Origin of the sequence: Roseateles sp. SL47, from assembly GCF_026625885.1 — a bacterium.
In the GTDB taxonomy this organism is placed as follows: Bacteria; Pseudomonadota; Gammaproteobacteria; order Burkholderiales; family Burkholderiaceae_C; genus Roseateles.
Genome location: NZ_CP113068.1, coordinates 1,198,365 through 1,221,718 on the forward strand (window position 1 = coordinate 1,198,365; position 23,354 = coordinate 1,221,718).

The following is a 23,354-nucleotide window of genomic DNA, read 5'->3' on the forward strand; positions in this document are numbered from 1 at the left end:
TCAGTCCAGCAGGTCACGCGGCAGCAGAATGCGCATCGCCTCGGAGGGCTCGAACTTGGTCAGCCCACCGGCATACACCCGTCCCGCTTCAGTGCTCACATTCACATTGAGCCATTGCACCAGCCGGCGCAGCTGGGTGTCGGTCAGCGGCCGACGGGGGTAGAGCCCGTGGGCCACATTGATCAGGCGGGCGCCGCCGGCATTGAGGGCAAAAGCCGGCGGGCGGCGCCCCATGTAGGTCATGACGATGGGCGCGGGGTCGCGCAGGTGCACGTGCCACCACGGCTTGCGATGCCGGGCGATATAGCCCTCATGCGCGCCTTGCTGGCGCGCCCATTCGAGGAAGGTGTCGATGGCCCGGCGCTGTGCGGCCGGCAGGCCGGAGAGGTCTCGAGGCAGGCTGACCACGCGGCGCAAGCGCTCCAGCGTCCGAATCTCCTGGCCGGGCGCGGAGGAAATGTCGGCGGCGTCGGTGATGGCCGGGATGAGGCAGAACTCCGGGAGAGGGGGCGCCTTGTCCGAATGCACCCACACCCGGTTCAGCCCGGTGACCTGCCCGCGCGACACCTGGAACAGGTCCCCCAGCTCGATCTGATCGGCCCGACGTGGCGGGCGCCCCCCACGGACCAGAATGGACCATTTGCTTTCGTGCCGTGCCGTGTCGCGCGCAACGTCGCGGCCGGCCGGCAGGGCCCTCAACTGGTCGGGGTTCTGGATGGAGCGAAAGCGCAGGTGCGCCTGGGCATGGCCGGGTTCAAAGCAGGTGATCGCCGCCGACACCATGGCGTCTTCAAACACTTGCAACTCGGGCGCCACCACAAACACATCGGTGCCGCCCAGGCCATCGGCCAGCATGTCCCGCAGCGCCTGGCCGTAGTTCACATCCATCCATTCGGCGGCGGTGACAAACACGCCGAAGTCGCCGGGCACCGCCAACTGGCGGGTCTTGAGGAAGAAGTGCAGGTGCAGACCGGCCAGTTGGCTGCCCTTGAGGCCGGCATGGGCCAGACAGTAGGAGTACCAGGTCTTCCAGCCGGGGCTGATGTCGTGATGCCGCACATACGGCGGGTTGCCGATGAAGAGCGTCGGCCCGTCCACCGGCGCGAGTGACAGTTCCCGGTAGTCGCCCACCAGCACGGTGGCCCGATGGGTGAGCCCGGCGGCGGCCAGGTTGGCGCGCAGCAGCAGGGCCACCAGCGGGTCTTTCTCGACGGCCACGGCTTCGGCGTCCGGGAATGCACGCAGCCCCGCCAGGGTGTAGCGGCCGGAGCCCGCCCCCGGGTCCACCAGCCGGGCAACGGGCCGGCCCTGGCGGTGCGCCCAGCCCACCATGCCCTGCACCACCGGCTCCGGCGTGAAGGTCTGGCCTTCCGGACGACGGGTCGTGGCATGGAACAGCGTGCAGAACAGCGCGCCCAGCGGATCTTCGCCGGCGCGGATGTCGGTGAGGGTGGCCTGGACGAGGGCCGCGTCAGCGCAGGCAGGGACGGTCTGCAGGAGTTGCTGTTCCGCTTCGCTGACCGGGGCTTCGCCGATCAGCGCCTTGGCCAGGCCGAGCAGCGTCTGGGTGGTGGCCACCGGCTGGCGCTCCGGCGCCTCCGGAGGTGTCCAGGCGGTCTGATCTTTCACTGCGCTTTCACTGCGGCCCATCCAGGCAATCCATGTTGGGGGAAGGTCCACACTGCGGTGGACGCGGAGCGCCCGGCGGCCCTGTGTGCGGCGACCGATTGTAGCTGGCACCTACTGGTGATTCAGCCAGTAGACCGCACCGCCGCACCCCCTGCGGTCCCCCAGACCCGCCCGTGGTGTCCGCCCCGATCTCCTCCATGCCCACGCGGGTCATGATGGACACATCGGTGGCTGGCTCGCGATGGCTGGTGCGGCCATGGCTCTTTGGCCGGATTGGCGATGAGCGATGCCCTGCTGCGACAAGGTGGGGTGAAACAATCGTGCTCTACCGCTGAGCTACGGTCCCCCTGATTTGGAACCGACGGGATTCGAACCCGCGACCACGAGCGTGGAAGGCTGTAGTTTCACCTGCATTCGCAGCAGGGCATCTCAACTCAAAAAAAGTGCACGACAAGATCGGCAGGACATTTGCCTGACTGGTTTCCCAGCGGAGGGTTCGAACCTCCCGGCCCACCGATGTAGTCCTGCCTGCATTCGTGCAACAAAAAAAACGACCCTCCCCGCGTGGCGACCAACAGTCGGTGAGACACATTGACATGGAGTCCCACCTGCATTCGCCACGCGACGATATGCAATGAAAAAAGGCGGCGCCTGTGGCGCAGCATCGGGCCGCCGTTATTGCGCCACCAGTGCCACCTTGTCGATCTCACCCATCCAGTGATCGGCGTTCATCTCCCCGGCGGCGAAGTTGGCCACCATGGTGAAGACCGCATCCGAGAAGCCGCCGACATTCAGGATGTCTTGCCGCTCCGCCGCCTGTGTGGTGGCACCGGGCTGCAGGTCGATACACACCAGGCGCGCCTGGGGGTTGCGCTGCTTCAGCGCTTCCCATTCACGCAGGGTCTGCGTCGCCCCCTGACGACGGGCGTCCATCCAGGACTCGTTGTCCGAGACCATGATCACCACATCCACCTGGGCCCCCTCGCGATTCAACAAGGCCAACGGCGCACTGCAATTGGTGCCACCGCCGCCGATGGCGGCCAATGCCTGCGCATTGGTCATCACCGAATCCCGTGGATTCAAGCGCAGCGGCACCACGCATTGCTCGAAGGGCATCACGCGAGCCTGCGGGTTCTGGCGCAGCACGGCGGCTGCCACCAGCGCTGCCACGTCGATGCAGCGGACACTCGTTGTGGCCGAACCCTTGTAGCCGGTCACCGGAGAACGCATCGAACCCGACACGTCCGGACACACCACCACCCGACCCGCCAGCGTGGGCACCTGAGCCAGTGACACTTCCATGGCGTCCTGCAGCGCCTCCCGCACTTCGTGGGGAATGGCGCCGCTGGCGGCCTTGAAAGCGGCCATCAGCTGAAACGGCATCACTCGGGCACGGGCCACGGCCTGCGGATCGCGCAGCTGATCGGCAATCGCCTGCGTCATGCCGGGTTGTTCAAACACGCCGTGCCGGGCAAAGGTGTTCAGGTTCTGACGCACCATCTGCCACGAACCCTGGCGGGCCACCTGCGCCCACTGGGCGGCGGTCAAGGGCAAGGCCGTCAGCATCTGGAAGGGCACATCCGGCACTTCGGCTTCCGCACCCTCCGCCGCCGCACGCTTGAAGCGCTCAAAGGCCTGGGTGATGGGTGGCAGCGCGGCCTCGTCAAACGGGCGACCGATCAACCAGGCCAACCACGCGGCACGCCAGGCTTCGGCAGGCTTGGGGTGCACCATCTTGACCACATCGGCCAGTGACGGCGCCGTGCCCACGGCCGCATTCAGCAACTGCTTCTCCGAGGCATTCAGCAGCCATTGCTGCACCAGCTTCTTGGGACGAGTACCCAGCGACTTCCGGCCGACCGCACCGCTACGCAGGATCTGCACAAAGTTGCGCAGCATCTTGCCGTTGTCCACCACGCGGGAGAACACCTGGCTCAGCAGGGCCACGTCGCTCACCGCCAGGCTGGCGGCCAGCAATGCCGGCATGTCCTTCATGTAGCCCTTCTGGCGAGCATACACGGCCGTCTTGGCCACTTCGGCGGGTGCCAGGCCTTGCGCCAGGCTCAGCACACGGTCGAGCTGATCTTGCGGATTCGCGTGGAAGGTCTGGCTCAGGCAACCGGTTGCGGCCAACTGGGCCAGCTGATGGCGAGGGCTCAGCGCATAGGCCGGCGCCTGGGAGGCATTGCGGGCCGTCGCGGCGGGCAGCAAGGCGCCCTTGCTGGTGTGGAAGAGTTGCGTGTTGACCATGAGGTGGCTCCCTGTTTCATTCAACGTCTTGTTTGTGCCCTTCTTATCGCAACAGGTGTGCCAGGTCTTGCCAGCTTGGCAGGTGTTTGTTGTTAAGTCATTGAATTGATTGGGATATTTCCGGTTTAAATTCGATTGGTGGCATTCAGGAGCCCGGCCGTGGCTGGGAAAAGCTAGACTTCTGGCTAGCTCAATCGCCAAAGTGCTATGTCCAAGAAAACGGTCGTGATTGGATTTCTCGGCTCCCAGCTCGATTCCGGGATGGGCGCCGGCCGCTGGTCCAAGTGGCGCCCCACGGTGTCACTGGGTCAATATGAAGACACGGTGGTCGACCGCATTGAGCTGCTGCACGACAAAAAGCATGTGGAACTGGCGCGGCAACTGGTGAACGACCTGGCCAATGTGTCTCCCGACACCGTGGTGAACCTGGTGCCCATGACGGTCTCCAACCCCTGGGACTTCGGGGAGATGTATGCGGCGCTGTATGACTGGGCCCGCGCCTATCGCTTTGATCCGGCGCATGAGCAGTACTGGGCGCACATCACCACCGGCACCCATGTCGCCCAGATCTGCATGTTTCTGATGGTGGAGTCGCGGTTCATTCCGGGCGTGCTGCTGCAAACCTCGCCCCCGCGCAAACAGCGTCCTGGCGACCCCGGCAGCTATACGCTGATCGACCTGGACCTTTCCCGTTATGACGTGCTGGCGCAGCGCTTCAGCCAGGCCCATGACGAGGCGCTGGACTTCCTGAAAAGCGGCGTGGCCACCCGCAACAAGCGCTTCAATGCGCTGATTGAAGAGATCGAGCGGGTGGCCGTTCGCTCCCAGGCCCCCGTGTTGCTCACTGGCCCCACCGGCGCGGGCAAGTCGCACCTGGCAAGACGGATGTTCGAGCTGAAGCGCTCCCGGCACCAGGTGGAAGGGGACTTTGTGGAGGTGAACTGCGCCACGCTGCGTGGCGACAGTGCGGCGTCCACGCTGTTTGGTCACAAGAAGGGCGCCTTTACCGGCGCGGCAGCGGACCGGGCCGGGCTGTTGCGCACGGCGCATCAAGGCGTGCTTTTCCTCGACGAGATCGGTGAACTGGGTCTGGACGAGCAGGCCATGCTGCTGAAGGCGGTGGAAGAAAAGCGCTTCTTCCCGATGGGCAGTGACCGCGAGGTCAGCAGCGACTTCCAGCTGATTGCGGGCACCAACCGGGACCTGCGGCTGGACGTGGCCCAGGGGCGCTTCCGCGAGGACCTGTTTGCCCGGATCAACCTCTGGGCCTACACCCTGCCCGGGCTCGCGCAGCGCACCGAAGACATCGAACCCAACATGGACCAGTTGCTGGCCCGATTCGGGGCCGAAGCTGGACGGGCGGTGCGGTTCAGCGCGGAAGCCAAGACGAAATACCTGCAATTTGCCCGTTCCGCCGAAGCCCTGTGGAGCGGCAATTTCCGTGATTTGCTCTCCAGCGTGACCCGCATGGCGACGCTGGCCGACGGCGGGCGCATCTCCACCGCGCTGGTGGATGCAGAGATCCAGCGTCTGCGTTGGTTGTGGCAGCCGGCTGGCGAGGCCACGGCCGACACACTGGCGCTGAGCACCCTGCTCGCGCCCGATGTGTGGGACGGCCTGGATCTGTTCGACCGGGTGCAGCTCGAGGCGGTGGTGCGGGTGTGCCGAGAGTCCGGCACCTTGTCGGAGGCGGGGCGCCGGCTGTTCGACCGCTCCCGCACGCAGCGCACGGTCGTGAATGACGCGGATCGCTTGCGCAAGTACCTGATGAAGTTTGGCCTGTCCTGGGCGGCGATTCGCGAGTAGTCAGGCGGCGCTGCGTGCTGAGCGGGCAGTGGCACCCGCACTCGCAGTCGCAGTCGCAGTCGCAGTCGCCGCTGAGGTGCGGTCACGGTATTTCAGCCCCGGGCGTTCCACCAGATAGTGAAGGGCCGCACCGCCCGCCAGGATGGCCACCCCATGGGCCACGAAGCGCCAGCCACCGTTCACGGACGTTGGCAGCGCCTGGTCCACCGCATGCATCACCAGCTTGTGGCTGAGGTAGAGGCTGTACGAGAGGGTGGCCACCCAGCCCACGCTAGGCAACGACCAGCGTCCGATCCCGCTGCGAGGGCTGGCAGCCGCCACCAGCAGACCGGCCATGCCGGCCGACAACAGCGGCCACCCGACGGCATTGGCGGGCAAGCCGGTGCGGTCCCGGAAAAGCCAGAGTGCAGCGGTAATCAAGGTCACGCCCAGCAGCAACGCCGCAGCGGGCCTGGCCATCAGACGTGCCCAGTGCTGGGGCCGATAGACCTTGATCAGCGCCAGAACCACCCCGGCCAGCAGTCCGTCCAGTCGGGTCCAGGTGGGGTAATACAAATCCTCCACATACCAGGCGCGGTCGGGTGAGGTGGCATCGTCATGCAGCCAGATGCCGGTGCGCAAGGCCACACCGGCCATGGCCAGCCCCGCACAGAGGCTGACCGTCAGCACCACGGAGCGCCGCCGGGCGAGCCCCCATGCCAGCAGCGGGAACAGCAGATAGAAATGTTCCTCGACGCACAGCGACCAGGCGTGCGAGAAGGCGGGATGCCTGGCGTAGTCGATGAGCAGGTTCACGGTGAAGGTGGCGAACTGCCACCAGGGCTGCAGGCCGGGCGCCTCGCGCCAGGCGGGAAACGCGACATACACCGCCAGCACCACCAGAAACGCCGGCAGCACCCGCCATGCCCGGCGAGCGTAGAAGGCGCGGAAACGGGGCGCTTCGCCCGCAGCCAAAGGCTTGAGCCATTGCGTGCCGATCAGAAAACCGCTGAGCACAAAGAACATGTCCACCCCGGCCCAGCCGAAGCGCGACAACCACGCGAAATCATCGCCCAGCCCGCCGACGAGGAAGGAATGAAACAGCATCACCCAGGTGACGGCCAGGGCGCGCAGCAGGTCAAGACCAGGGAGGCGATTCATCAGAGGTCCGAGGCTCAAAGGCGTCGGATTGTGCCGGGCGCCTGCGCCGGGCTGGGGTGATCCGTCGTTACGGGCGTGACGCTGGTCGGCGTTCTGACCATGCCGAACTCGCATATCAGCTAGCGCCATTCTGAGCTTGGTGGGGCGAACCACGCTGCGCAGAATCGCCGCGAGCGCGGGCTGACCTTGGGGTCAGCCGCTGTTGCTTGCCGGAAGCCGATCCTGGCTTTCGCCTTCCCTGACGGATTCAACGACCGAAAGCTTCAATGCACAAGCGATTCTTCCTGCTCGCCGGCGCGGCACTGACCCTCGGCGCCACTCTGGCGCATGCGCAAAGTTTCCCGACCGGACCGGTCAAGGTGGTGGTGGGGTACTCGGCCGGTGGCGCCGTGGATGTGGTGGCACGGGCCGTGAGCCAGAAGCTGCAGGCCGAGCTGGGCCAACCGGTCATCGTCGACAACAGGCCGGGCGGTGGCAGCAACATCGCTGCCAAGTCGGTCATCACCTCGCCGGCCGACGGCTACACGCTGCTGATGGCCGCCAATGCGGTGGCCGCCAACATGGCGCTGTATCAACCAGCGCCCTATGACGTCGAGAAGGATCTGGTCCCACTGGTGCTGATCGGGCGGGTGCCGGTGGTCATCGGCGTCAGCGCGGATTCCCCTTACAAGACACTCGCGCAGCTGATCGCCGCCGCCAAGGCCAAGCCGGATGACGTGCCCTACGCCACACCGGGCAATGGCTCCACCCCTCACCTTGCTGTGGAGCTGTTTGCCAGCAAGGCCGGCATCAACCTCATGCATGTGCCCTACAAGGGCGGCTCCCAGGCGCTGACGGACGTGATTGGCGGCCAGGTGCCGGTGGTGGCCCTGAATGCGCTGGAGGTGCTGCCGCATGTGAAGAGCGGCAAGCTGCGCCCGCTGGCCGTGCTGAGCGCCAAGCGCTCGAACCTGCTGCCGGACGTGCCGACGATTGCGGAGTCCGGCTACCCCGGCTTCGAGGCTTCCGTCTGGTATGGGTTGATGGCCCCCGCCGGCACGCCCAAGCCGGTGCTGGACAAGCTGGGGGCGGCAGCGCTCAAGGCCGCCGGATCGCCGGAGGTGAAGGAGCGGCTGGCGGCTGCGGGCGGCGAGGCCACGCCCGGCAATGCGGCTGCATTTGCAAGCTTCCTGCATGCCGAGCGTGAGCGCTACGCCAAGCTGATCACTGCGGCGAAGATCAAGCCGGATTGAATCTCGAGCCTTCGGCTCTGGGGCAGGGAACACTGCTTCTGAGCGGTATCTCGGTCACTCTTGCCGGACGGCCCGCGCCCGTCCGGCGTTGTTCCGGCGCCCGCTGCGCTGGCACCACTACGGACGGGCCAGGCGGTAGATCTCTCAGCTCAATGCCTTGGCCAGAATCGGCAGGCTGATGTCCATGCGGTAGTCGACGGCGGTGTGGTCGTCGTCGAACTCTTCGTAGGTGTGACGAATGCCCAATGCGTTCAAACGCTGGTGCATGCGGCGCGCACCATAGACCAGGTTGTACTGATCCACATCCCCGCAGTCGATGTACAGCGCCTTGAGCGCTTTGAGCCCTGGTCCGTGCGATTCGACCAGCGTCAGCGGGTCCCAGGCCAGCCAGTGAGCCCAGCGGTCCGGAATGAGCTCGCAGGTGTCCAGGGTGACTGGCAGGCGGACGCCGTAGGGGGCGGAAGGGTCGGGGTCGAAGCTCGCGGCCTGGGCCAGCATCATGATGATGTGGATATCGCTGTCCTTGGGCTTGCGGGCCGCCCAGAAGGCGTCCACCCATTGGCCGATGTCGGGCTGCTTGGCCAGCGCCCGCAGCACGGGGACAAACTCGTGGCGGTAGAGCAGTTCAAAGCCCATGTCGCCGGAATGCACGGCGGCCGCGCTCCAGAAGTCCGGATGCAGCAGGGCGTGGACCATGGCGCCGTAGCCGCCGCTGGACTTCCCGAACAGGCCGCGCCGGCCGCTGCCGCCGCAGCTGAAGCGGTCTTCCACGAAGGGCACCACCTCATCACGAAGGAAATCGTCCCAGCGCCCCATGGCTACCGAGTTGACGTATTGGTTGCCGCCGAGTTTGGTGAAGCAGTCCGGGAAGGCGACCACCACCGGAGGCATGGCGCCGGAGGCAATCAGGCGGTCCAGCCGCTCGGGCAGGTTCTCGCCAAAGCTCTTCCAGTTGGTGTGTGCCGGGCCACCGGCGGTGAAGCCCACGATGTCCACCAGCAGCGGCAGGTCCCGGCCGTCGTGGCCGTGAGGGATGTAGACATCAATGATGCGCCGGGTGGGGGCCTGCACGAGGTTGCCAGCCAGGACCTGGCTGTCGAGGGTCAGGCGATGGACGGTACCGGCGAGGGTGGCGGGGTCTTTGTGCATGGGGACCGATCTCAGGTGGAAGTGGATATCTCCAAGAGTGGGACCATCATCGCGCAAGCGGCGAGCAAGCGCACGCCATCATGAAAAACGCCCGAACCTTGCGGTCGGGCGTTGGAGGGGGCAAGTGATGGGCAGCGGCGGCCCCGCCGCAGGCTGGCGGCGGCTCACAGGGCGGCCACCTGGAGGGTGTTGGCCTCGCTGTTGTTGCGGCGGCCGGTCACGTAGACGGTCGGCAGCGTCTGCACGTCCTGCTGGGCGACGACGCGCTTGCCGGTGACATAGACGGTCTCCAGGGTGATGACCGACGCGGCACGATCGCGCTGAACTTCTGCATGCACGACGCCGGCAGCCAGAGCGGCGGTGGCCAGGAAGCCGAAAACAAGGGCCTTGATGCTGGTGGTGTTCATGGTGATTTCTCCTTGGGTGGGGGTGTTGGTGTGTCGATGGAATGCAGTGTCTGCGTCTGCGGCGGGTGCCGCCACGCCGTCGCGACCAATCCGCTGCGCGGTGGCGCGAAATGCATCCAGGCGCGACAAACGGACAGTGGTGGGTGACCCTGGAGCCGCCCTCCCCGTCCCTGAAGGGGCTCAGGCGCCAATGACGCTCACCATGGGCCGGATTGGGCTGCGCTGGCTTGCTGGTGTGCCGGGGGGGCGGTGAAATGGGCCATCCTCTGCATCCTCGCTGCGGCTTCTGGCAGCGGTCTCTGACAGCGGTCTCAGGCAGCGAAGGGCCCAACATTCTCAATGGGATGCAACCCAGACCTGCCTGCCTGGTGGACGAGGCATCGTGAAGCTCGATTTGAGGTGAGCCACCTCCTCCCCGGGGCTGCGCCCAAAGAGGCGCTTGAACTCCCGGCTGAACTGCGACGCGCTTTCGTATCCCACCTCGAGGCATGCCGCAGCTGCGGTTGTGCCTTCGCGCAGCATGATCAGGCGTGCCTGGTGAAGGCGAACCGACTTCAGGTATTGAATCGGCGACGAGTGCGTCACCAGGCGGAAGTGGGCATGGAAGGTCGGGACGCTCATGCCTGCTTCCGCCGCGAGACGCTCCACGGTCAGCCGATCGCGGAAGTTCTTGTGGATACGCTGGATTGCCTTGGTGATCTTGGCGAATTGCCCCTGTCTGGAGAGCGTGCTGCGCATCGATGCGCCCTGTGCGCCACTCAAGACGCGGTAGTAAATCTCGCGCACGATGGCCGGTGCAAGAAGCCGAGCCTCCACGGGGTGGGCCATGGCCTGAAGCAAGCGCAGCACCGTCTCGGACATCGCTTCATCCATCGGTGTCGAGATCATGCCGGCCGGCTCGGCCTGCGCTGGGGAGGTCAACGCGTCGAGGTCGAGCGCGAGCTTTGCCAGGACAGCCAGGTCGATGGTCAGGTAGATGGCCAGCAAGGGCTCGTCCGCGCTGGCGTCCGTCTCCATCGTGAACGGGACGGGGACTGACACGGCCAAATAGTGCTGCGCGTCGTAGAGGTACACCTTGTCGGCCCAATAACCGCGCTTGCGGCCCTGGCACACGATCACGATCCCTGGCTCATAAAGCACAGGGGTGGAGGGAAGGGGGCGATCCGAGCGTAAGAAGCGCACAGCCGCCAAAGGCTCACCTTGGGGCCTCCGGGAGCAGGCGCTCGATATGGGGCCTCGTCAGGGCGTTTCGAGCGGAGGGCGAGACCTGCAATAGCTGCCGGAGGTCCGCGGGGAAGCGTGCCTCGTCGCCATCGACCTGCACCCAGGCACCGCGGCAGTCCACAGGACGACCGGCGTCGATGGCACCGTCACTGTCGAAGAGCAGCTCATCCTTGAATCTGACGGATGCGGCCGCGTCCTTCGACGGACGCGTGCGACCAGCACGGGCGCCGCGCTCGAAGGGGCCGCACGCACATTGAGCCCCGCCGGATCGGTCTCTTCGACGAAGGCGGAAAGGCGACAGCTCGTCGGCGCGGGCGGGCCGCCAGACGCGTGGGCAGCGTCGGCGAAGACGGCGCAGCCTGCCACCACCGTCAGGAGCGCGGCGGCGGTGCGGCGCAGTCCGACAAGGAGCAGCCGCCCCTGCCGCAGCGCGTTGGCCGCCTGGCGGGAACCGCGCTGCTGAACCAGACCGCCGCAGTACTGAAGAGCAAGAGCAAGAGCAAGAGCACGCGCCGCCCTCGCTCTGCGGGCGAGGACTGGTGGGGCCAGATCCCGGAGATGGTTAGCATCCATGTGCGCCCCCCTGAGGTGGACGACCGGGTCATGCCTGGGCACTGGGAGGGCGACCTGATCAAGGGAGCCAACAACCGCTCAGCCGTGGGCGTGTTGGTCGAGCGCAGCACGCGCTTGGTGCTGCTGGCCAAGATGCCCGATGCCACGGCCGAATCTGCGCTCGCAGCCTTTACCGCCACGCTCAGCCGTTGCGCCAGACGCTGACCTACGACCAAGGCCGGGAGATGGCTCGGCACCGCGAACTGGCCCGCGCCACCAACATCCGCATGTACTTCTGCGACCCCCACAGTCCTTGGCAGCGAGGGTCCTGTGAGAACACCAACGGACTGTTGCGCCAAATGCTGCCCAAGGGCACCGACTTGTCCGTGCACGACCAAAATGCGCTCGATGCCATGGCTGATTTACTCAACAACCGGCCTCGTCAAACCTTGAACTGGCGGAGCCCCATTCAGGTCTTTGCAGAACTTATGCGGGGTATCGCCGAATCGCATCAGGCTACCGTCCACTGATCAGGCAATAACTCGCGGGTGTTGCACTTCAGACTTGAGACTGCCGTGGCTCAAGTCTGCTATAAACAAATAGTTGATCGCAACTATAAGTCAGGGAGGCTGCATTGAATAGCAAGAAGGCGCGAAAAGCAAAAGTACGGAATGCCATATTGAATACACTGACTCTTCCATTTGAAGGGATCAAGATGGCGAGTCATCCAATGGAGCGGTGGCACCGCGTTTTCATGGCAATCGATACGGCGTGGGAAGGTCCTGACCCTACCGCCAAGGGGTTCGCGGAATTCGAGCTAGATTTCGAGCACGCCTTGATGAGGCAGCTCGGGCCGTATTTTGATTTGCTTGCCCCGCTGGAGTTGACGCCCGAGAATATCGAATCGGCGGTCGAAGCAAAGGCGAGGGGAGCCTATTATCTTCTGCTGGGCGATCGTATTGTCTATATTGGTAAATCGGATGCCAAGGCTGGATTGCAGCAGCGACTGTTACGTCACTACAAGACACTTAAGCGAAGGAAGGGTATTGACTGGTCAGAAATGAAATTCAAGGCCGTCAAAGTTGCGTCATTGGCTGCCCTTGATACCGAGTCACTATTGCTTCAGCTTTTCCAGAAGATGGGCGAGATCGAAGGATCCAGCACCCGGCCTGAATGGAATCAATCAGGGTTCGGTTCGAACGATCCCGGTGTTGAACGCGATACTCAGCGCGTTTCAATTTTTGATCAAAAGTATCCCTTGGATCTTGATGCGATCATAGACCTGCCGGATATAGATCTCGAAGATACCCTATCGCTAGCAAAATATCTGGATTGGTTAAAGAAGCAGCTGAAGTTCACTTTCCGGATCCAGAAACGCAACATTCCGGGCGCTTCGAAGCTGGAGAAAGTCCAAGTGTCTTTTCCTCAGATGACCCAATCTGCGAGATTGAAAGACCTGCTACTTAAAATTCATCAGGCCCTTCCAGAGGGGTGGATTTTGACAGTTCTGCGAGGTAAAGTCGTTTTGTATGTGAACGATGAGCGTCCTTACAAAAGCCCTTTATGGCGACTGATAGCGTGTTCCCCAGTGAGCGGGGGGCCTAATTACGATCTGGGTGATGTCGGAAATCCAGAGGCCACGAAGGAAGATGTAGACGAGGAGAACGACGACTAAGCGACACCGGCTCATGGTGTCGGGATCATCGACGCAGGTTTGTGACGGTTTAAAGGTTTTTTAAACCAGAACTTCGACCAAACGTGAGGCAACTGCCCGGCCCAGATCAACGGGGACTGCATTCCCGAGTTGCCGCATTACCTCTCCCCATGAGCCCGAAAAATGGTAATCATCCGGAAAGGTCTGGATGCGGGCACTCTCGCGTACAGTGAAATAGCGCACAGTCCCATCTAACTGCCGCATCATATTTTCCCCGCCAGGCACGCCATGGTCGCCCGCTTTTAGCGCCTTGGAAGGTTCATCTAAGGGGCTGCCTGTGTGGCCCGGGTAAGAACGTGCACCGGGCTGAAAACGATGCGCCTGAATTTTGTTGTTCGGATACTTTTCCGGATCGGGAAGATCGCAGATGGCGTCACGGACAGTCTGCCATGGTTGGCCCATCGTCGGTCTCAACGCATCTCGTAGGTGAAGAATTCGTTTCTGCAGACTCGGAGGCGGGTTGGGTCTGGCCTTCTTGGCCACTTTATGTCTCTCCCAGTAGTCTCCTGAAACGTACTGATCAAACAACAACGCCTCTTGAGTATGGGTGGGCCACGGGAAGGAGAACTCTTTCTTGAGATCCTCGCGAATACCGACGAAAACGACCCTATGGCGTCTCTGAGGTACACCAAAATCGGCCGCATCGAGAACCCGGAAGATGACCCGATACTCTGGCTTTGCACCCCTTGTTTTATGTCGCTCAAGCCGCGAAAGATGTTCTGACCATTGTTCAGACGGCTTTGCAATCAAGTTAGGGTATTCAAGCTGAAGAAGGATGTACGCAAAATAGTTCGCGAAGGATGGACGTGTTAATCCCCTGACGTTCTCAAACATGAAGGCGCGGGGACGGATGTCCCTGACAGCTCGAATCGCCTGCGGGAACATATCGCGCGTATCCAGGAAGGCTTGATGCTTGCCACCTGCCGAGAATGGTTGGCATGGTGGGCCACCACTGAGGATGTCGATGCCCTGAAACGGCGAAAAATCAACACCGCGCACGTCAGCCTCGGTTGGCTCCGGCCAATGTTGTACGAGGCTGTGCCCTGCAGTCCGATTTTGACGAATCGTTTCGCAAGCGTCGGTGTTCCACTCGATAACGCCGTGATGCTGAATGCCGGCCTTGGTCATGCCAAGAGCCAATCCTCCTGCGCCCGCGAATAGCTCGAGTGATTGCAAGGACCCTTGGTGCGGGGAAACGGAGTTCGTCATAAACACGTGGGGCGACTAAGCTTTTGTGGATCAGGTTAGGGATGTCAGAAGAACTTACGAACCCGCACGATTAAATGACTGTACGAATGGACAGTATCTTAAGGCCGGAGCCAAGGTCGTGTCATCGCAGAATTTAGTCAGTGTGCACAGGTCTCTTGCAATCCAACTGGCGGCAAAGAGTGTCATCGTCGGTTGCCCTAACGACAACGCAAGACGTTGTCCGGGTTGTCAAGGAGGCCACCGCAGGTCAGGAGCAAGGGGGGGCGGAGAAAGCTATACCCCCTTGTTGACCCGGGAATAAGGTGCGACATCGCCCTCTTGCAGTCTCTCTGTGCGCGCCGATTTTATGCCTCTCAACATGCTCCGCTTGGAGGCAAGCGTGGAGGTGTTGTTGTCATCACCGCGCGCCCAACGAGCCGTACACCGCATCGCGCAGCTCCGTGACGAAGCGGCCGGACATGCCTTCGTACAGCGTGTTGGTGAGGGCAACGACGCTGAGCCCTTGCGCCCGATCCACGAACCAGGCGTGCCCGTAGGCACCGCCCCAACGCCAGGTGCCTTCCGACTCAGGCGTCGCGGCAAGTCCTGGGTCACGCAAGACCGAGAACCCCAGCCCGAAGCCGAAGCCCGGCGCATTGGGGAGTTCGTCGCCGCCCGTCTGGTCCCGCCCCATCTCTGCGATCAGGTCACTGGGAAGCAGCGCGCTGCCCCCTCTGCGCAAGGATTCCAGCAGGCGCAGGAAGTCCTCGGCCGTGCCCGCCATGCCCGCGCCACCCGATGGAAAAGCCTCTGGATCGAAGATGCGGGCCGGGCTGTAGGCGATGCCGATCGCGCCCTCGAAGGCCGAGACGGTTTCGCCTTCGGCTAAGCGGTGCGGCAGCGGCATGTCGTTCACATAGGCGGTGGCGACGCGCTGCGGATTGCGGGCGAAGAAATCGGTGTCTGCCATGCCCAGCGGGCCGGTCACCAATTGGCGCACCACGTCGCTCAACGGCGCGCCCTGCACTCGCTGGATCAGGGCGCCCAGCACGTCTGTCGCCAGCGAGTACCCCCAGGCCGTGCCCGGCTCGTACAACAGCGGAACGCTGGCGATGCGCCGAAGGTTCTCCTCCAGGCTGATGCCGGACGCATCCATACCGTCCGACACGCCGGCCCGTGCATAGGCGCCATCCGTGTCCGCTTCGAAGAAGCGGTAGCCCAACCCAGCGGTATGGCTGAGCAGTTGCCGCGCCGTGATCCGCGCAGGCCGTCCATCGGGCAAGCGCGGCTGGAACTCGGGCAACCAGCGCTCGATGTCCTCGTCCAGGTCGAGCCGTCCCTGCGCCACCAGCACCAGGGCCGCGCTGGAGACGATGGGTTTGCTGACTGACGCCAGACGGAAGACCGTGTCGAGTTTCATCGGCCTCGCGATTTCCCGGTCCGCCAGACCGGCGGCCTGGCTGTGGATCAGTTCGCCGTCGCGGGCCACCAGTACCACCGCGCCCACCAAGCGCTGCGCGTCCAGAGCCGCTTGAACAGCAGCCTGGACGCGGGTGAGCACGCGATCGGGAAGAGGGGCAGGCGCGAGCGTGGCACACGCCGGAGAGATGGTGAGGGCCATGAGGAATTTCCTTCGGTCAATGGGCATGGCCATCACGATAGAAATCCTGCGATTAAAGATAAAGTGGGGTGCAGTTCCTTGTTGTGTGGAACTGAATGTCCGCAATGAAGTTTCAAGATATGGACAGCCTGAACGGTTTTGTGGTGTTCGTGCAGGTCGCTGAAACCCGCAGCTTCGTGGCCGCTGGTCGGCTGCTGGGTGTGTCGGCCTCCGCGGTCGGCAAGAGCGTGGTGCGGCTGGAAGAGAAATTGGGCGTGCGCCTGTTCCACCGCAGCACGCGCAGCGTCACGCTGACGGCCGAAGGCACGCTGTTCCTGGAGCGCAGCCGGCGCATCCTGGCCGAGATCGAGGCGGCAGAGCTGGAACTGTCGGAGGCGAGCGCTTCGCCGCGTGGCCGCCTTCGGGTGAGCCTGCCGCTGGTCAGTTCGCTGGTGCTGCCGGTGCTCGGAGACTTCATGCGGCAATACCCGGAGATCGAACTGGACCTGGACTTCACCGACCGGATGGTCGATGTGATCGAGGAAGGCTTCGATGCCGTGGTGCGGACCGGAGAGCCGAGCGATTCGCGCCTCTCGGCCAGGCGTCTCGGCACCTTTCGTTCGATGCTGGTCGCGTCGCCGGACTACCTCGCGAAAAGAGGGACGCCGAAAGCGCCGACCGATCTGCTGAGCCACACCTGCTTGCACTACCGGTTTCCCAACAGCGGCAAGTTGGAGACGTGGGCCTTGCGCCGACCTGCGGGCGAAACCGAACTTCAGTTGCCCCCGTCGATGATCTGCAACAACATCGAGACGCGCGTGTGCTTTGCCTTGCAGGGCTTGGGCATCGCCTATTTGCCTGATTTCTCGATCAGGCAGCCGCTGGCCGATGGGCGACTGCTCCAAGTGTTGGCCGACCACGTGGAGCGGACGGGTGTATTTCACGTACTTTGGCCCGCAAGCAAGCACCCCTCTCCGAAGGTCCGGGCCTTGGTCGATTTTCTGTGCGCCCAGGTGTTCCCGGTGCCTGACGGCCAGCGGCGCCGAGGCAACCGATAAGTGCTTGACGCGCATAAGACCAGACGGCACCTGCACATCAACCGACTTGATTTGCGACCAACCTCAACCCCACGAATGATGTGCGCCGGTGCCGGAGTTGAAAGGAAAGCAGCGGGTAGCAGGCGAGGCAAGATGGAGCGCCGATGGAAGCGGCGGTTGAATCGACACTGGGCCTCAGCGAGGTTGGTCCGGAGCAGATCGTCGATCACCTGAGCGAGCGGCTGCGGTCAAACAAACCACTCTTGGACCTGGTTGCCCCTATGGGTCAGCTGTCTCGGTAATCCGCTTCGCCAGCCTTCCAATAGCCCGTGGCGCTCACGCGATGCTGCTCCAGCTCGCGCTCCTGCAAGCCATGCGAGGGCAGTGTGCGGACGGCGCCTGACTCACCTGCAATCCACAGATAGCCCGGGCCTGGCGGCAGCGGCCTGTGCATCAGGCTCTTACGCAACGCGACGCCCGGTGCGTCCTGCACATCCAGCTACACCACGCCACGCGCAGTGCCGTCGCGCTGACGATCGGCTGCCCGCTGCATTGAGCACGCGGGCACGCATCGTTCTGAGCAGCGTAGACGGCGAACTCAAGGTGTCGGTCCGGTCTACCCCGTCTCTTGACCAGCCGTGCCGGAACGCTCACAGGTCCAGCACATGCCGGAGTTGGCCATAGGGCACGCTCCAGGCCGCCTCGCCGGTGTCGACGCTGGCGGTTTTGGGGTTGCAGCGTGTGATGACCCCGATGTGGGTCCGCAGGTGGCGGTCGGTAAAGGAGACTTTCTCGCCGCGCGCGAAGTCGTCACGTGTGGGCTTGGGGGGAGCCGCAGGTGGCGGTGACGCGTGGGTTTGAGGCTGAGGGGGCGCTCCGGGTATGGGCGGTTCAATGGCGGCGTAGGGCAGTTTCCATTGCACCAGCTGCTGGGTGTCATGCAGCGTCAGTTGCGCATCGCGCATTTCAACGATGCGCCCCTCGCGCATGATGTCTCGCCGTTGGTCGTAGAACTTCACCACCTGACCCAGGTGCAGGTCCTTGCGGATGGCGACGATGCGACGCGGGTCGCTCATCAGCCGTTCAAGCAGCGCGCTGAGCTGGTAGAGATCCAGCGTCGTCGCTTGGTTCAGGGCGTCAATCAGCGCCGTATCTTGCATTGGCGGCGTTCGGGTATTCATGCCGGCTTCCAGTTCATGGGGAGCAGTTCTTCCAGGCGATCCTGGCGATCCTGGCGATGGTAATTGATGCGCTGCAGAACGTCGCGAAGGCAGGCCGCCATCACGTGGGAGAGCTGGACGGGGCCGGCGTTGCTTCGTGCCAGGGGGGATGGTTGGGCCCAGGCGTTGCGGATGGTGGAGCGTCCGGCTTCGTCCTTGCAGCGGTACTTCAGGCGTGCATGCTGCAGCACCTCCAGCCGGGCCGGGGTGTACTCCAGCATCTCGCTGAGTTCCTCGCTGATGCGAACGACCCTTGTAAAGCTGGCCTTGTCCTCGTCGCTGAGGTCGTGCTCGATACGTCGGCGCGGCAAGCTGGGGTCAATGGCCGGGCGGCCCGGCGGCGGTGGTGGCTCTTGACCTCGTGGCGTTGTTCGGGCGGCACCGGGATCTGGACACGGTCTTGCCAGAGCTCGAGTTGCAGCACCGTGAGGACTTCGCTGCGCCCGCCAAAGACCCGGCGCTTGAACTCCGCCAGTCGCGCGGACCGCGAGGCCATCTGCTGGTGGACCTGTGCCTGCTGGGCGTGGAAGGACTGCACCAGCAGATCCCTGAGGACCTCGGGGGCGTTGGGAAGACTTGCGCGATCGACGGAAGCGGCCAGCAGTTGCATGGCCTGCATGATTGCAGCGCGGGCCGGGAGGGGGGGCGGAGAATTGCGAATTGCGAATGGCGAACGGTGGTTCGCGAATGCCCGACGCCCCCAGCCCAGCTCACGCAGAGGTCAAATGACGGCGCTGGCCTGCGGCGGCGACCGATGAAGACGAACACCTGGCCCGATAGCAGACTCCCCTCGCCAGCAAAAACGCCCGGGCGAACCGGGCGTTTCCATGTCCCGAACATGTCGGAGCCTTTCACTATCTGTGCGGACCCCCAAGCAGCGCTGGTCCAACACCTGTGCGGTACGCATGAGCTACCTCCTCAGCGAGTCAGGCGTCCACATCCCGCGCATGCCGGGCAAGACTGTGACCGGTGGCGACAAGCGGCAGTATTTTTTCCGGGTTAGGGATCTCATTGCCTTCCTGCAGCAGCATTGGGGCAGACCTGAAATTGTCACTTTCCCGCCGTCTGGTGGTGGCCCTCTCAGGGGGAAAAAGGGCGTGATCCTCTTCGAGGTCACTGGTTGGTCGGACGCGGCAGGCCATGCGACTGTGTTCAACGGGACCCACTGCTACGACCACTGCTACTTCAATGAACCCGGCGGCACGTATCGTACGGACCGGGCAAAAAATAGCCCGGCAATGCCGGGCTCTTGAAGCGACATGTTTGTCGATGGCTGAACGCTCGGCACGAGCCTCAGATCGCCACGACTATCGGCAGAGCGTTGCGTTCACAACAGCAAAACTTTGCTCGCGCCTACCCCCCCATCACACATCAATATTCGCCGCCCTCAACGCATTCGCCTCAATGAACTCCCGACGCGGCTCCACCTCGTCGCCCATCAGCATGGTGAACACGCGGTCGGCTTCAATCGCGTCCTCGATCTGCACGCGCAGCAGGCGGCGCACCGTCGGGTCCATCGTGGTCTCCCACAGCTGCTCGGGGTTCATCTCCCCCAGACCCTTATAGCGCTGGCGCCCGACGCTGGATTCCGCCTGCGTCATCAGCCAGGCCATGGCAGCACGGAAGTCACCCACCTTGGATTCCTTGGCCTTCTCGCCCTCACCCTTCTTGATCACCGCATCCTCGCTCACCAGGCCCTTGAAGGTCTTGCCGGCTTCGGCCAGCACTTCATAGTCAGCCCCATGCACGAAGTCCGCGCTGATGATGCTGGAGCGCACATTGCCGTGATGGCGACGGCTGATGCGCAGCAGCAGCTTGTCGGTGCGCGGGTCGGTTTCCGCCGTCACCACCGCATCATGCAGTTGGGTTTGCAGCGCCGTCGCAGCGATGTCTGCGGCTTCCTTGGTGTCCAGGTTCACCGCCAGGCCGGAGGCCAGCAGATGCAGCGCCTCGCCGTCCATCCAGGCCGACAGACGCTGGATCACGTTCTGCGCAGCAATGTATTGCCGCGCCTTCTGCTCCAGCTCTTCACCCTTGATCGACGGCCCACCCACACCCTGCAGGTGCAACTCCGCATCCTGCAGCGCCACGCGCAGCAGGAAGCCGTCCAGCTCGTGGCCGTCCTTCAGATACTGCTCGTGCTTGCCCACCTTCACCTTGTACAGCGGCGGCTGCGCAATGTAGATGTGGCCACGCTCCACCAGCTCCGGCATCTGACGGTAGAAGAAGGTCAGCAGCAGCGTACGGATGTGCGCACCGTCCACGTCCGCGTCGGTCATGATGATGATGCGGTGGTAGCGCAGCTTGTCCGGATTGAAGTCATCACCGCCCGCACCCCGCCCGATGCCGGTACCCAGCGCCGTGATCAGCGTCAGGATTTCGTTGCTGGTCAGCAGCTTCTCGTAGCGCGCCTTCTCCACGTTCAGGATCTTGCCGCGCAGCGGCAGAATCGCCTGGAACTTGCGGTCACGGCCCTGCTTGGCGGAGCCACCGGCGGAGTCACCCTCCACGATGTAGATCTCGCACAGGGCAGGATCCTTTTCCTGGCAGTCGGCCAGCTTGCCCGGCAGGCCCAGACCGTCCAGCACGCCCTTGCGCCGCGTCATTTCACGGGCCTTGCGGGCCGCTTCACGCGCACGTGCGGCATCCACGATCTTGCCGCAGATGATCTTGGCGTCGATCGGGTTCTCCAGCAGCCAGTCGTTCAGCTTGGCCGCCACGATTTCTTCCACCGGGCCGCGCACTTCGCTGGACACCAACTTGTCCTTGGTCTGCGAGCTGAACTTGGGCTCCGGCACCTTCACGCTCACCACGCAGGCCAGACCTTCACGCATGTCGTCACCGCTGACGTCAACCTTGGCCTTCTTGGCCAGTTCGTTGTCTTCGATGTACTTGTTGATCACGCGCGTCATCGCTGCACGCAGACCCGTCAAGTGGGTGCCGCCGTCACGCTGCGGAATGTTGTTGGTGAAGCAGAGGACGTTTTCATTAAAGCCGTCGTTCCACTGCATCGACACTTCCACGCCGATGTTGGTGCCCTGGTCCGACAGCTTGTCACCCTGGGCATGGAAGATGTTGGGGTGCAGGGTCGTCTTGCCCTTGTTGATGAACTCAACAAAGCCCCGCACGCCGCCCGAGTAGGCGAAGTTGTCTTCCTTGTTGTTGCGCTCATCCGCCAGGCGGATCTTCACGCCGTTGTTCAGGAACGAGAGCTCACGCAGCCGCTTGGCCAGGATGTCGTAATGGAACTCGTGGTTCTGCGTGAAGATCTCGGTGTCCGGCAGGAAGTGCACTTCGGTGCCGCGCTTGTCGGTCTCGCCGACGATCTTCATCGGGCTGGTCTCAAAACCATCCCGCACTTCAATCACGCGGTCCTGCGGCACACCTTTGCGGAACTCCAGCTGGTGCACCTTGCCTTCACGGCGCACCGTCAGGCGCAGCCACTTGGACAGCGCGTTCACGCACGACACCCCCACCCCGTGCAGACCGCCCGAGACCTTGTAGCTGTTCTGGTTGAACTTGCCACCCGCATGCAGCTCGGTCAGGGCGATTTCGGCCGCACTGCGCTTGGGCTCATGCTTGTCATCCATCTTCACGCCGGTGGGGATGCCGCGGCCGTTGTCGATGACCGACATGGAGTTGTCGGTGTGGATGGTGACGACGATGTCGTCGCAATAACCCGCCAGGGCTTCGTCGATGGAGTTGTCCACCACTTCAAAGACCAGGTGATGCAGGCCGGTGCCGTCGGAGGTGTCCCCGATGTACATGCCGGGGCGCTTGCGAACCGCCTCCAGGCCTTCCAGGATCTGGATCGAATCCGCGCCGTAGCCGCCGTTGTTGCTGGCAGAGTCCGGAGTGTTCTCAGGGGAGGTGTTATCGCTCATCAGAGAGTGTTCCAGGCCGCCGTGGCGGCCGTTTGTCTATCTAGCTAGAGCCCCCGCCGCGCGGGAGCTGAGGGCGCGCAACCTCCGCTCAAGATCAAAGCGGAGGCCGCGCAGCGGTGTTTAGATCCTCATCGGCATCACGACATACTTGAAGCCGGTCTGGTCAGGAATGCTGATCAGCGCGCTCGACGAGCTGTCGTTCAGGTCCACCCGCACCATGTCCTGGCTCATGTTGGCCAGCACATCCATGAGGTAGGTGACGTTGAAGCCGGTTTCGATCTGGTCGCCGCCGTAGTCGATCTCGATTTCTTCCTTCGCCTCTTCCTGCTCGGCATTGCTGGACGCGATGGAGAGCAGGCCCGGATCGAAGGCCAGGCGCACCGCCTTGAACTTCTCGCTGGTCAGGATGGCCGCACGCTGCAGCGCCGCCAGCAGCTGCTGACGGCCCAGGATCACGTGGAAGCGGTGGTTCTTGGGGATGACGCGGTTGTAGTCCGGGAACTTGCCTTCCACCAGCTTGGTCACGAACTCCATGCCGCTGAAGCTGAACTTGGCCTGGTTGCCGGCAAAGCGCATTTCAATCGGCTGCTCTTCTTCCTCGCCCTTGCCGCCGTCCTTCAGCAGACGCATCAGTTCCAGCACCGTCTTGCGGGGCAAGATCACCTCCTGCTTGGGCATTTCGGTGTCCAGCTCAGCCTGCGCCAGCGCCAGGCGGTGACCGTCGGTGGCCACCAGCGTCAGGGTCTTGCCTTCGGCCACGAACAGGATGCCGTTGAGGTAGTAGCGGATGTCATGCACCGCCATGGCGAAGTGCACCTGATTGATCAGGCCCTTCAAGGTCTTCTGGGGAACGCTGAACGCCGGGCCAAAGTCCGCCGCTTCCTGCACCAGCGGGAAATCTTCCGCCGGCAGGGTCTGCAGCGTGAAGCGGCTCTTGCCGCCCTGCAGCGTCATCTTGTTCTGGTTGGAGGTCAGGCTGACCGTCTGCTCCGACGGCATCGACCGCAGGATGTCGATCAGCTTGCGAGCCCCGATGGTGGAGGTGAAATCACCTTCGTCCCCATCGAATTCAACCGTGGTGCGCACCTGGATTTCCAGGTCGCTAGTGGTCAGCTCCACCTGTGAGCCCTGCTTGCGAAGCAGCACATTGGCCAGGATGGGCAAGGTATGGCGCCGCTCCACGATGCCGGACACCGCCTGCAACGCGGCAAGCACTTTGTCCTGGCTGGCTTTCAACACGATCATGTCAACCTCTCTCCACTGTTGGCTGTTCGCTTTTCAGGCGTTCCCGACATTCCAGGGGGTCCAACTCTGGCCCGCCG

General features: G+C 63.5%; 18 protein-coding genes and 1 pseudogene. 6 read left to right on the forward strand and 13 right to left on the reverse strand.

The genetic code is table 11. The features are described from left to right. Together OU995_RS05255 and OU995_RS05260 are read right to left on the reverse strand one after the other, a co-directional pair. Window positions 1-1,650 (reverse strand): class I SAM-dependent methyltransferase, encoded by a 1,650-nt coding sequence (locus OU995_RS05255; protein WP_267834467.1) that lies wholly within the window; start codon window positions 1,648-1,650, stop codon window positions 1-3. A gap of 654 nt (window positions 1,651-2,304) precedes the next feature. Then, window positions 2,305-3,879: a vWA domain-containing protein gene (locus tag OU995_RS05260; RefSeq protein ID WP_267834468.1), complete on the reverse strand. Its 1,575-nt coding sequence runs from the start codon at window positions 3,877-3,879 to the stop codon at window positions 2,305-2,307. Window positions 3,880-4,086: 207 nt separating this feature from the next. Here OU995_RS05260 and rtcR point away from each other — a divergent pair, with 207 nt between their 5' ends. Then, window positions 4,087-5,685, forward strand: a complete 1,599-nt coding sequence (rtcR, locus tag OU995_RS05265; protein WP_267834469.1) for an RNA repair transcriptional activator RtcR — start codon at window positions 4,087-4,089, stop codon at window positions 5,683-5,685. Here rtcR and OU995_RS05270 read toward each other — a convergent pair whose 3' ends face one another. Then, the gene (locus tag OU995_RS05270) at window positions 5,686-6,825 is read right to left on the reverse strand and encodes an acyltransferase family protein (protein WP_267834470.1); all 1,140 of its coding nucleotides are present in this window, start codon (window positions 6,823-6,825) and stop codon (window positions 5,686-5,688) included. It abuts the gene before it with no gap. Between the two features lie 266 nt (window positions 6,826-7,091). Here OU995_RS05270 and OU995_RS05275 point away from each other — a divergent pair, with 266 nt between their 5' ends. Then, entirely contained in the window at window positions 7,092-8,057 is a 966-nt protein-coding gene (locus OU995_RS05275; RefSeq protein ID WP_267834471.1) for a Bug family tripartite tricarboxylate transporter substrate binding protein, read from the forward strand. 144 nt (window positions 8,058-8,201) lie between these two features. Here the strand turns inward: OU995_RS05275 and OU995_RS05280 are convergent, their stop codons facing one another. The 3 genes from OU995_RS05280 to OU995_RS05290 form a co-directional block, all read right to left on the reverse strand. Continuing rightward, window positions 8,202-9,206 (reverse strand): alpha/beta hydrolase, encoded by a 1,005-nt coding sequence (locus OU995_RS05280; protein WP_267834472.1) that lies wholly within the window; start codon window positions 9,204-9,206, stop codon window positions 8,202-8,204. Window positions 9,207-9,370: 164 nt separating this feature from the next. Beyond that, window positions 9,371-9,613: a hypothetical protein gene (locus OU995_RS05285; protein ID WP_267834473.1), complete on the reverse strand. Its 243-nt coding sequence runs from the start codon at window positions 9,611-9,613 to the stop codon at window positions 9,371-9,373. A gap of 336 nt (window positions 9,614-9,949) precedes the next feature. Continuing rightward, entirely contained in the window at window positions 9,950-10,804 is an 855-nt protein-coding gene (locus OU995_RS05290) for an AraC family transcriptional regulator (RefSeq protein ID WP_420714813.1), read from the reverse strand. Window positions 10,805-11,020: 216 nt separating this feature from the next. Here OU995_RS05290 and OU995_RS05295 point away from each other — a divergent pair. Both OU995_RS05295 and OU995_RS05300 read left to right on the forward strand, forming a co-directional pair. Further along, window positions 11,021-11,919: pseudogene (locus OU995_RS05295) on the forward strand (IS30 family transposase). Between the two features lie 104 nt (window positions 11,920-12,023). After that, the gene (locus OU995_RS05300) at window positions 12,024-13,064 is read left to right on the forward strand and encodes a hypothetical protein (RefSeq protein ID WP_267834474.1); all 1,041 of its coding nucleotides are present in this window, start codon (window positions 12,024-12,026) and stop codon (window positions 13,062-13,064) included. A gap of 60 nt (window positions 13,065-13,124) precedes the next feature. On the opposite strand, the gene OU995_RS05305 is transcribed toward OU995_RS05300, so the two are convergent. Next, window positions 13,125-14,312 carry a DNA cytosine methyltransferase gene (locus tag OU995_RS05305; RefSeq protein WP_267834475.1) on the reverse strand — a complete coding sequence of 396 codons (1,188 nt, stop codon included), beginning with the start codon at window positions 14,310-14,312 and terminating at the stop codon, window positions 13,125-13,127. 397 nt (window positions 14,313-14,709) lie between these two features. Further along, a complete protein-coding gene (locus tag OU995_RS05310; RefSeq protein WP_267834476.1) occupies window positions 14,710-15,912 on the reverse strand; it encodes a serine hydrolase domain-containing protein in 1,203 nt (400 codons plus the stop codon). Between the two features lie 119 nt (window positions 15,913-16,031). On the opposite strand from OU995_RS05310, the gene OU995_RS05315 reads away from it, so the two are divergent. Beyond that, window positions 16,032-16,949, forward strand: coding sequence for a LysR family transcriptional regulator (locus OU995_RS05315; RefSeq protein WP_267836187.1), 918 nt, complete (start codon window positions 16,032-16,034; stop codon window positions 16,947-16,949). 265 nt (window positions 16,950-17,214) lie between these two features. On the opposite strand, the gene OU995_RS05320 is transcribed toward OU995_RS05315, so the two are convergent. From OU995_RS05320 to OU995_RS05330, 3 genes are all read right to left on the reverse strand, one after another. Then, window positions 17,215-17,421 (reverse strand): SIP domain-containing protein, encoded by a 207-nt coding sequence (locus OU995_RS05320; protein ID WP_267834477.1) that lies wholly within the window; start codon window positions 17,419-17,421, stop codon window positions 17,215-17,217. A gap of 157 nt (window positions 17,422-17,578) precedes the next feature. After that, the gene (locus tag OU995_RS05325) at window positions 17,579-18,109 is read right to left on the reverse strand and encodes a hypothetical protein (protein ID WP_267834478.1); all 531 of its coding nucleotides are present in this window, start codon (window positions 18,107-18,109) and stop codon (window positions 17,579-17,581) included. Then, window positions 18,106-18,459, reverse strand: coding sequence for an IS66 family transposase zinc-finger binding domain-containing protein (locus tag OU995_RS05330; RefSeq protein ID WP_267834479.1), 354 nt, complete (start codon window positions 18,457-18,459; stop codon window positions 18,106-18,108). The genes OU995_RS05325 and OU995_RS05330 overlap by 4 nt, the downstream gene beginning before the upstream one ends. A 516-nt stretch (window positions 18,460-18,975) precedes the next feature. Here OU995_RS05330 and OU995_RS05335 point away from each other — a divergent pair. Then, window positions 18,976-19,401 (forward strand): type VI secretion system amidase effector protein Tae4, encoded by a 426-nt coding sequence (locus tag OU995_RS05335; protein WP_267834480.1) that lies wholly within the window; start codon window positions 18,976-18,978, stop codon window positions 19,399-19,401. Between the two features lie 111 nt (window positions 19,402-19,512). Here OU995_RS05335 and gyrB read toward each other — a convergent pair whose 3' ends face one another. After that, window positions 19,513-22,032, reverse strand: a complete 2,520-nt coding sequence (gene gyrB / locus OU995_RS05340; RefSeq protein ID WP_267834481.1) for a DNA topoisomerase (ATP-hydrolyzing) subunit B — start codon at window positions 22,030-22,032, stop codon at window positions 19,513-19,515. Window positions 22,033-22,152: 120 nt separating this feature from the next. Then, window positions 22,153-23,277, reverse strand: coding sequence for a DNA polymerase III subunit beta (dnaN, locus tag OU995_RS05345; protein WP_267834482.1), 1,125 nt, complete (start codon window positions 23,275-23,277; stop codon window positions 22,153-22,155). Between the last annotated feature and the right edge of the window lie 77 nt (window positions 23,278-23,354).

What these genes read in the sequence shown, in the direction of transcription:
- OU995_RS05255 (WP_267834467.1), bottom strand. Translation starts at nt 1,650, where the DNA reads ATGGGCCGCAGTGAAAGCGCAGTGAAAGATCAGACCGCCTGGACACCT.
- OU995_RS05260 (WP_267834468.1), bottom strand. Translation starts at nt 3,879, where the DNA reads ATGGTCAACACGCAACTCTTCCACACCAGCAAGGGCGCCTTGCTGCCC.
- rtcR (WP_267834469.1), top strand. Translation starts at nt 4,087, where the DNA reads ATGTCCAAGAAAACGGTCGTGATTGGATTTCTCGGCTCCCAGCTCGAT.
- OU995_RS05270 (WP_267834470.1), bottom strand. Translation starts at nt 6,825, where the DNA reads ATGAATCGCCTCCCTGGTCTTGACCTGCTGCGCGCCCTGGCCGTCACC.
- OU995_RS05275 (WP_267834471.1), top strand. Translation starts at nt 7,092, where the DNA reads ATGCACAAGCGATTCTTCCTGCTCGCCGGCGCGGCACTGACCCTCGGC.
- OU995_RS05280 (WP_267834472.1), bottom strand. Translation starts at nt 9,206, where the DNA reads ATGCACAAAGACCCCGCCACCCTCGCCGGTACCGTCCATCGCCTGACC.
- OU995_RS05285 (WP_267834473.1), bottom strand. Translation starts at nt 9,613, where the DNA reads ATGAACACCACCAGCATCAAGGCCCTTGTTTTCGGCTTCCTGGCCACC.
- OU995_RS05305 (WP_267834475.1), bottom strand. Translation starts at nt 14,312, where the DNA reads ATGACGAACTCCGTTTCCCCGCACCAAGGGTCCTTGCAATCACTCGAG.
- OU995_RS05310 (WP_267834476.1), bottom strand. Translation starts at nt 15,912, where the DNA reads ATGGCCCTCACCATCTCTCCGGCGTGTGCCACGCTCGCGCCTGCCCCT.
- OU995_RS05315 (WP_267836187.1), top strand. Translation starts at nt 16,032, where the DNA reads ATGGACAGCCTGAACGGTTTTGTGGTGTTCGTGCAGGTCGCTGAAACC.
- OU995_RS05325 (WP_267834478.1), bottom strand. Translation starts at nt 18,109, where the DNA reads ATGAATACCCGAACGCCGCCAATGCAAGATACGGCGCTGATTGACGCC.
- OU995_RS05335 (WP_267834480.1), top strand. Translation starts at nt 18,976, where the DNA reads ATGTCCCGAACATGTCGGAGCCTTTCACTATCTGTGCGGACCCCCAAG.
- gyrB (WP_267834481.1), bottom strand. Translation starts at nt 22,032, where the DNA reads ATGAGCGATAACACCTCCCCTGAGAACACTCCGGACTCTGCCAGCAAC.
- dnaN (WP_267834482.1), bottom strand. Translation starts at nt 23,277, where the DNA reads ATGATCGTGTTGAAAGCCAGCCAGGACAAAGTGCTTGCCGCGTTGCAG.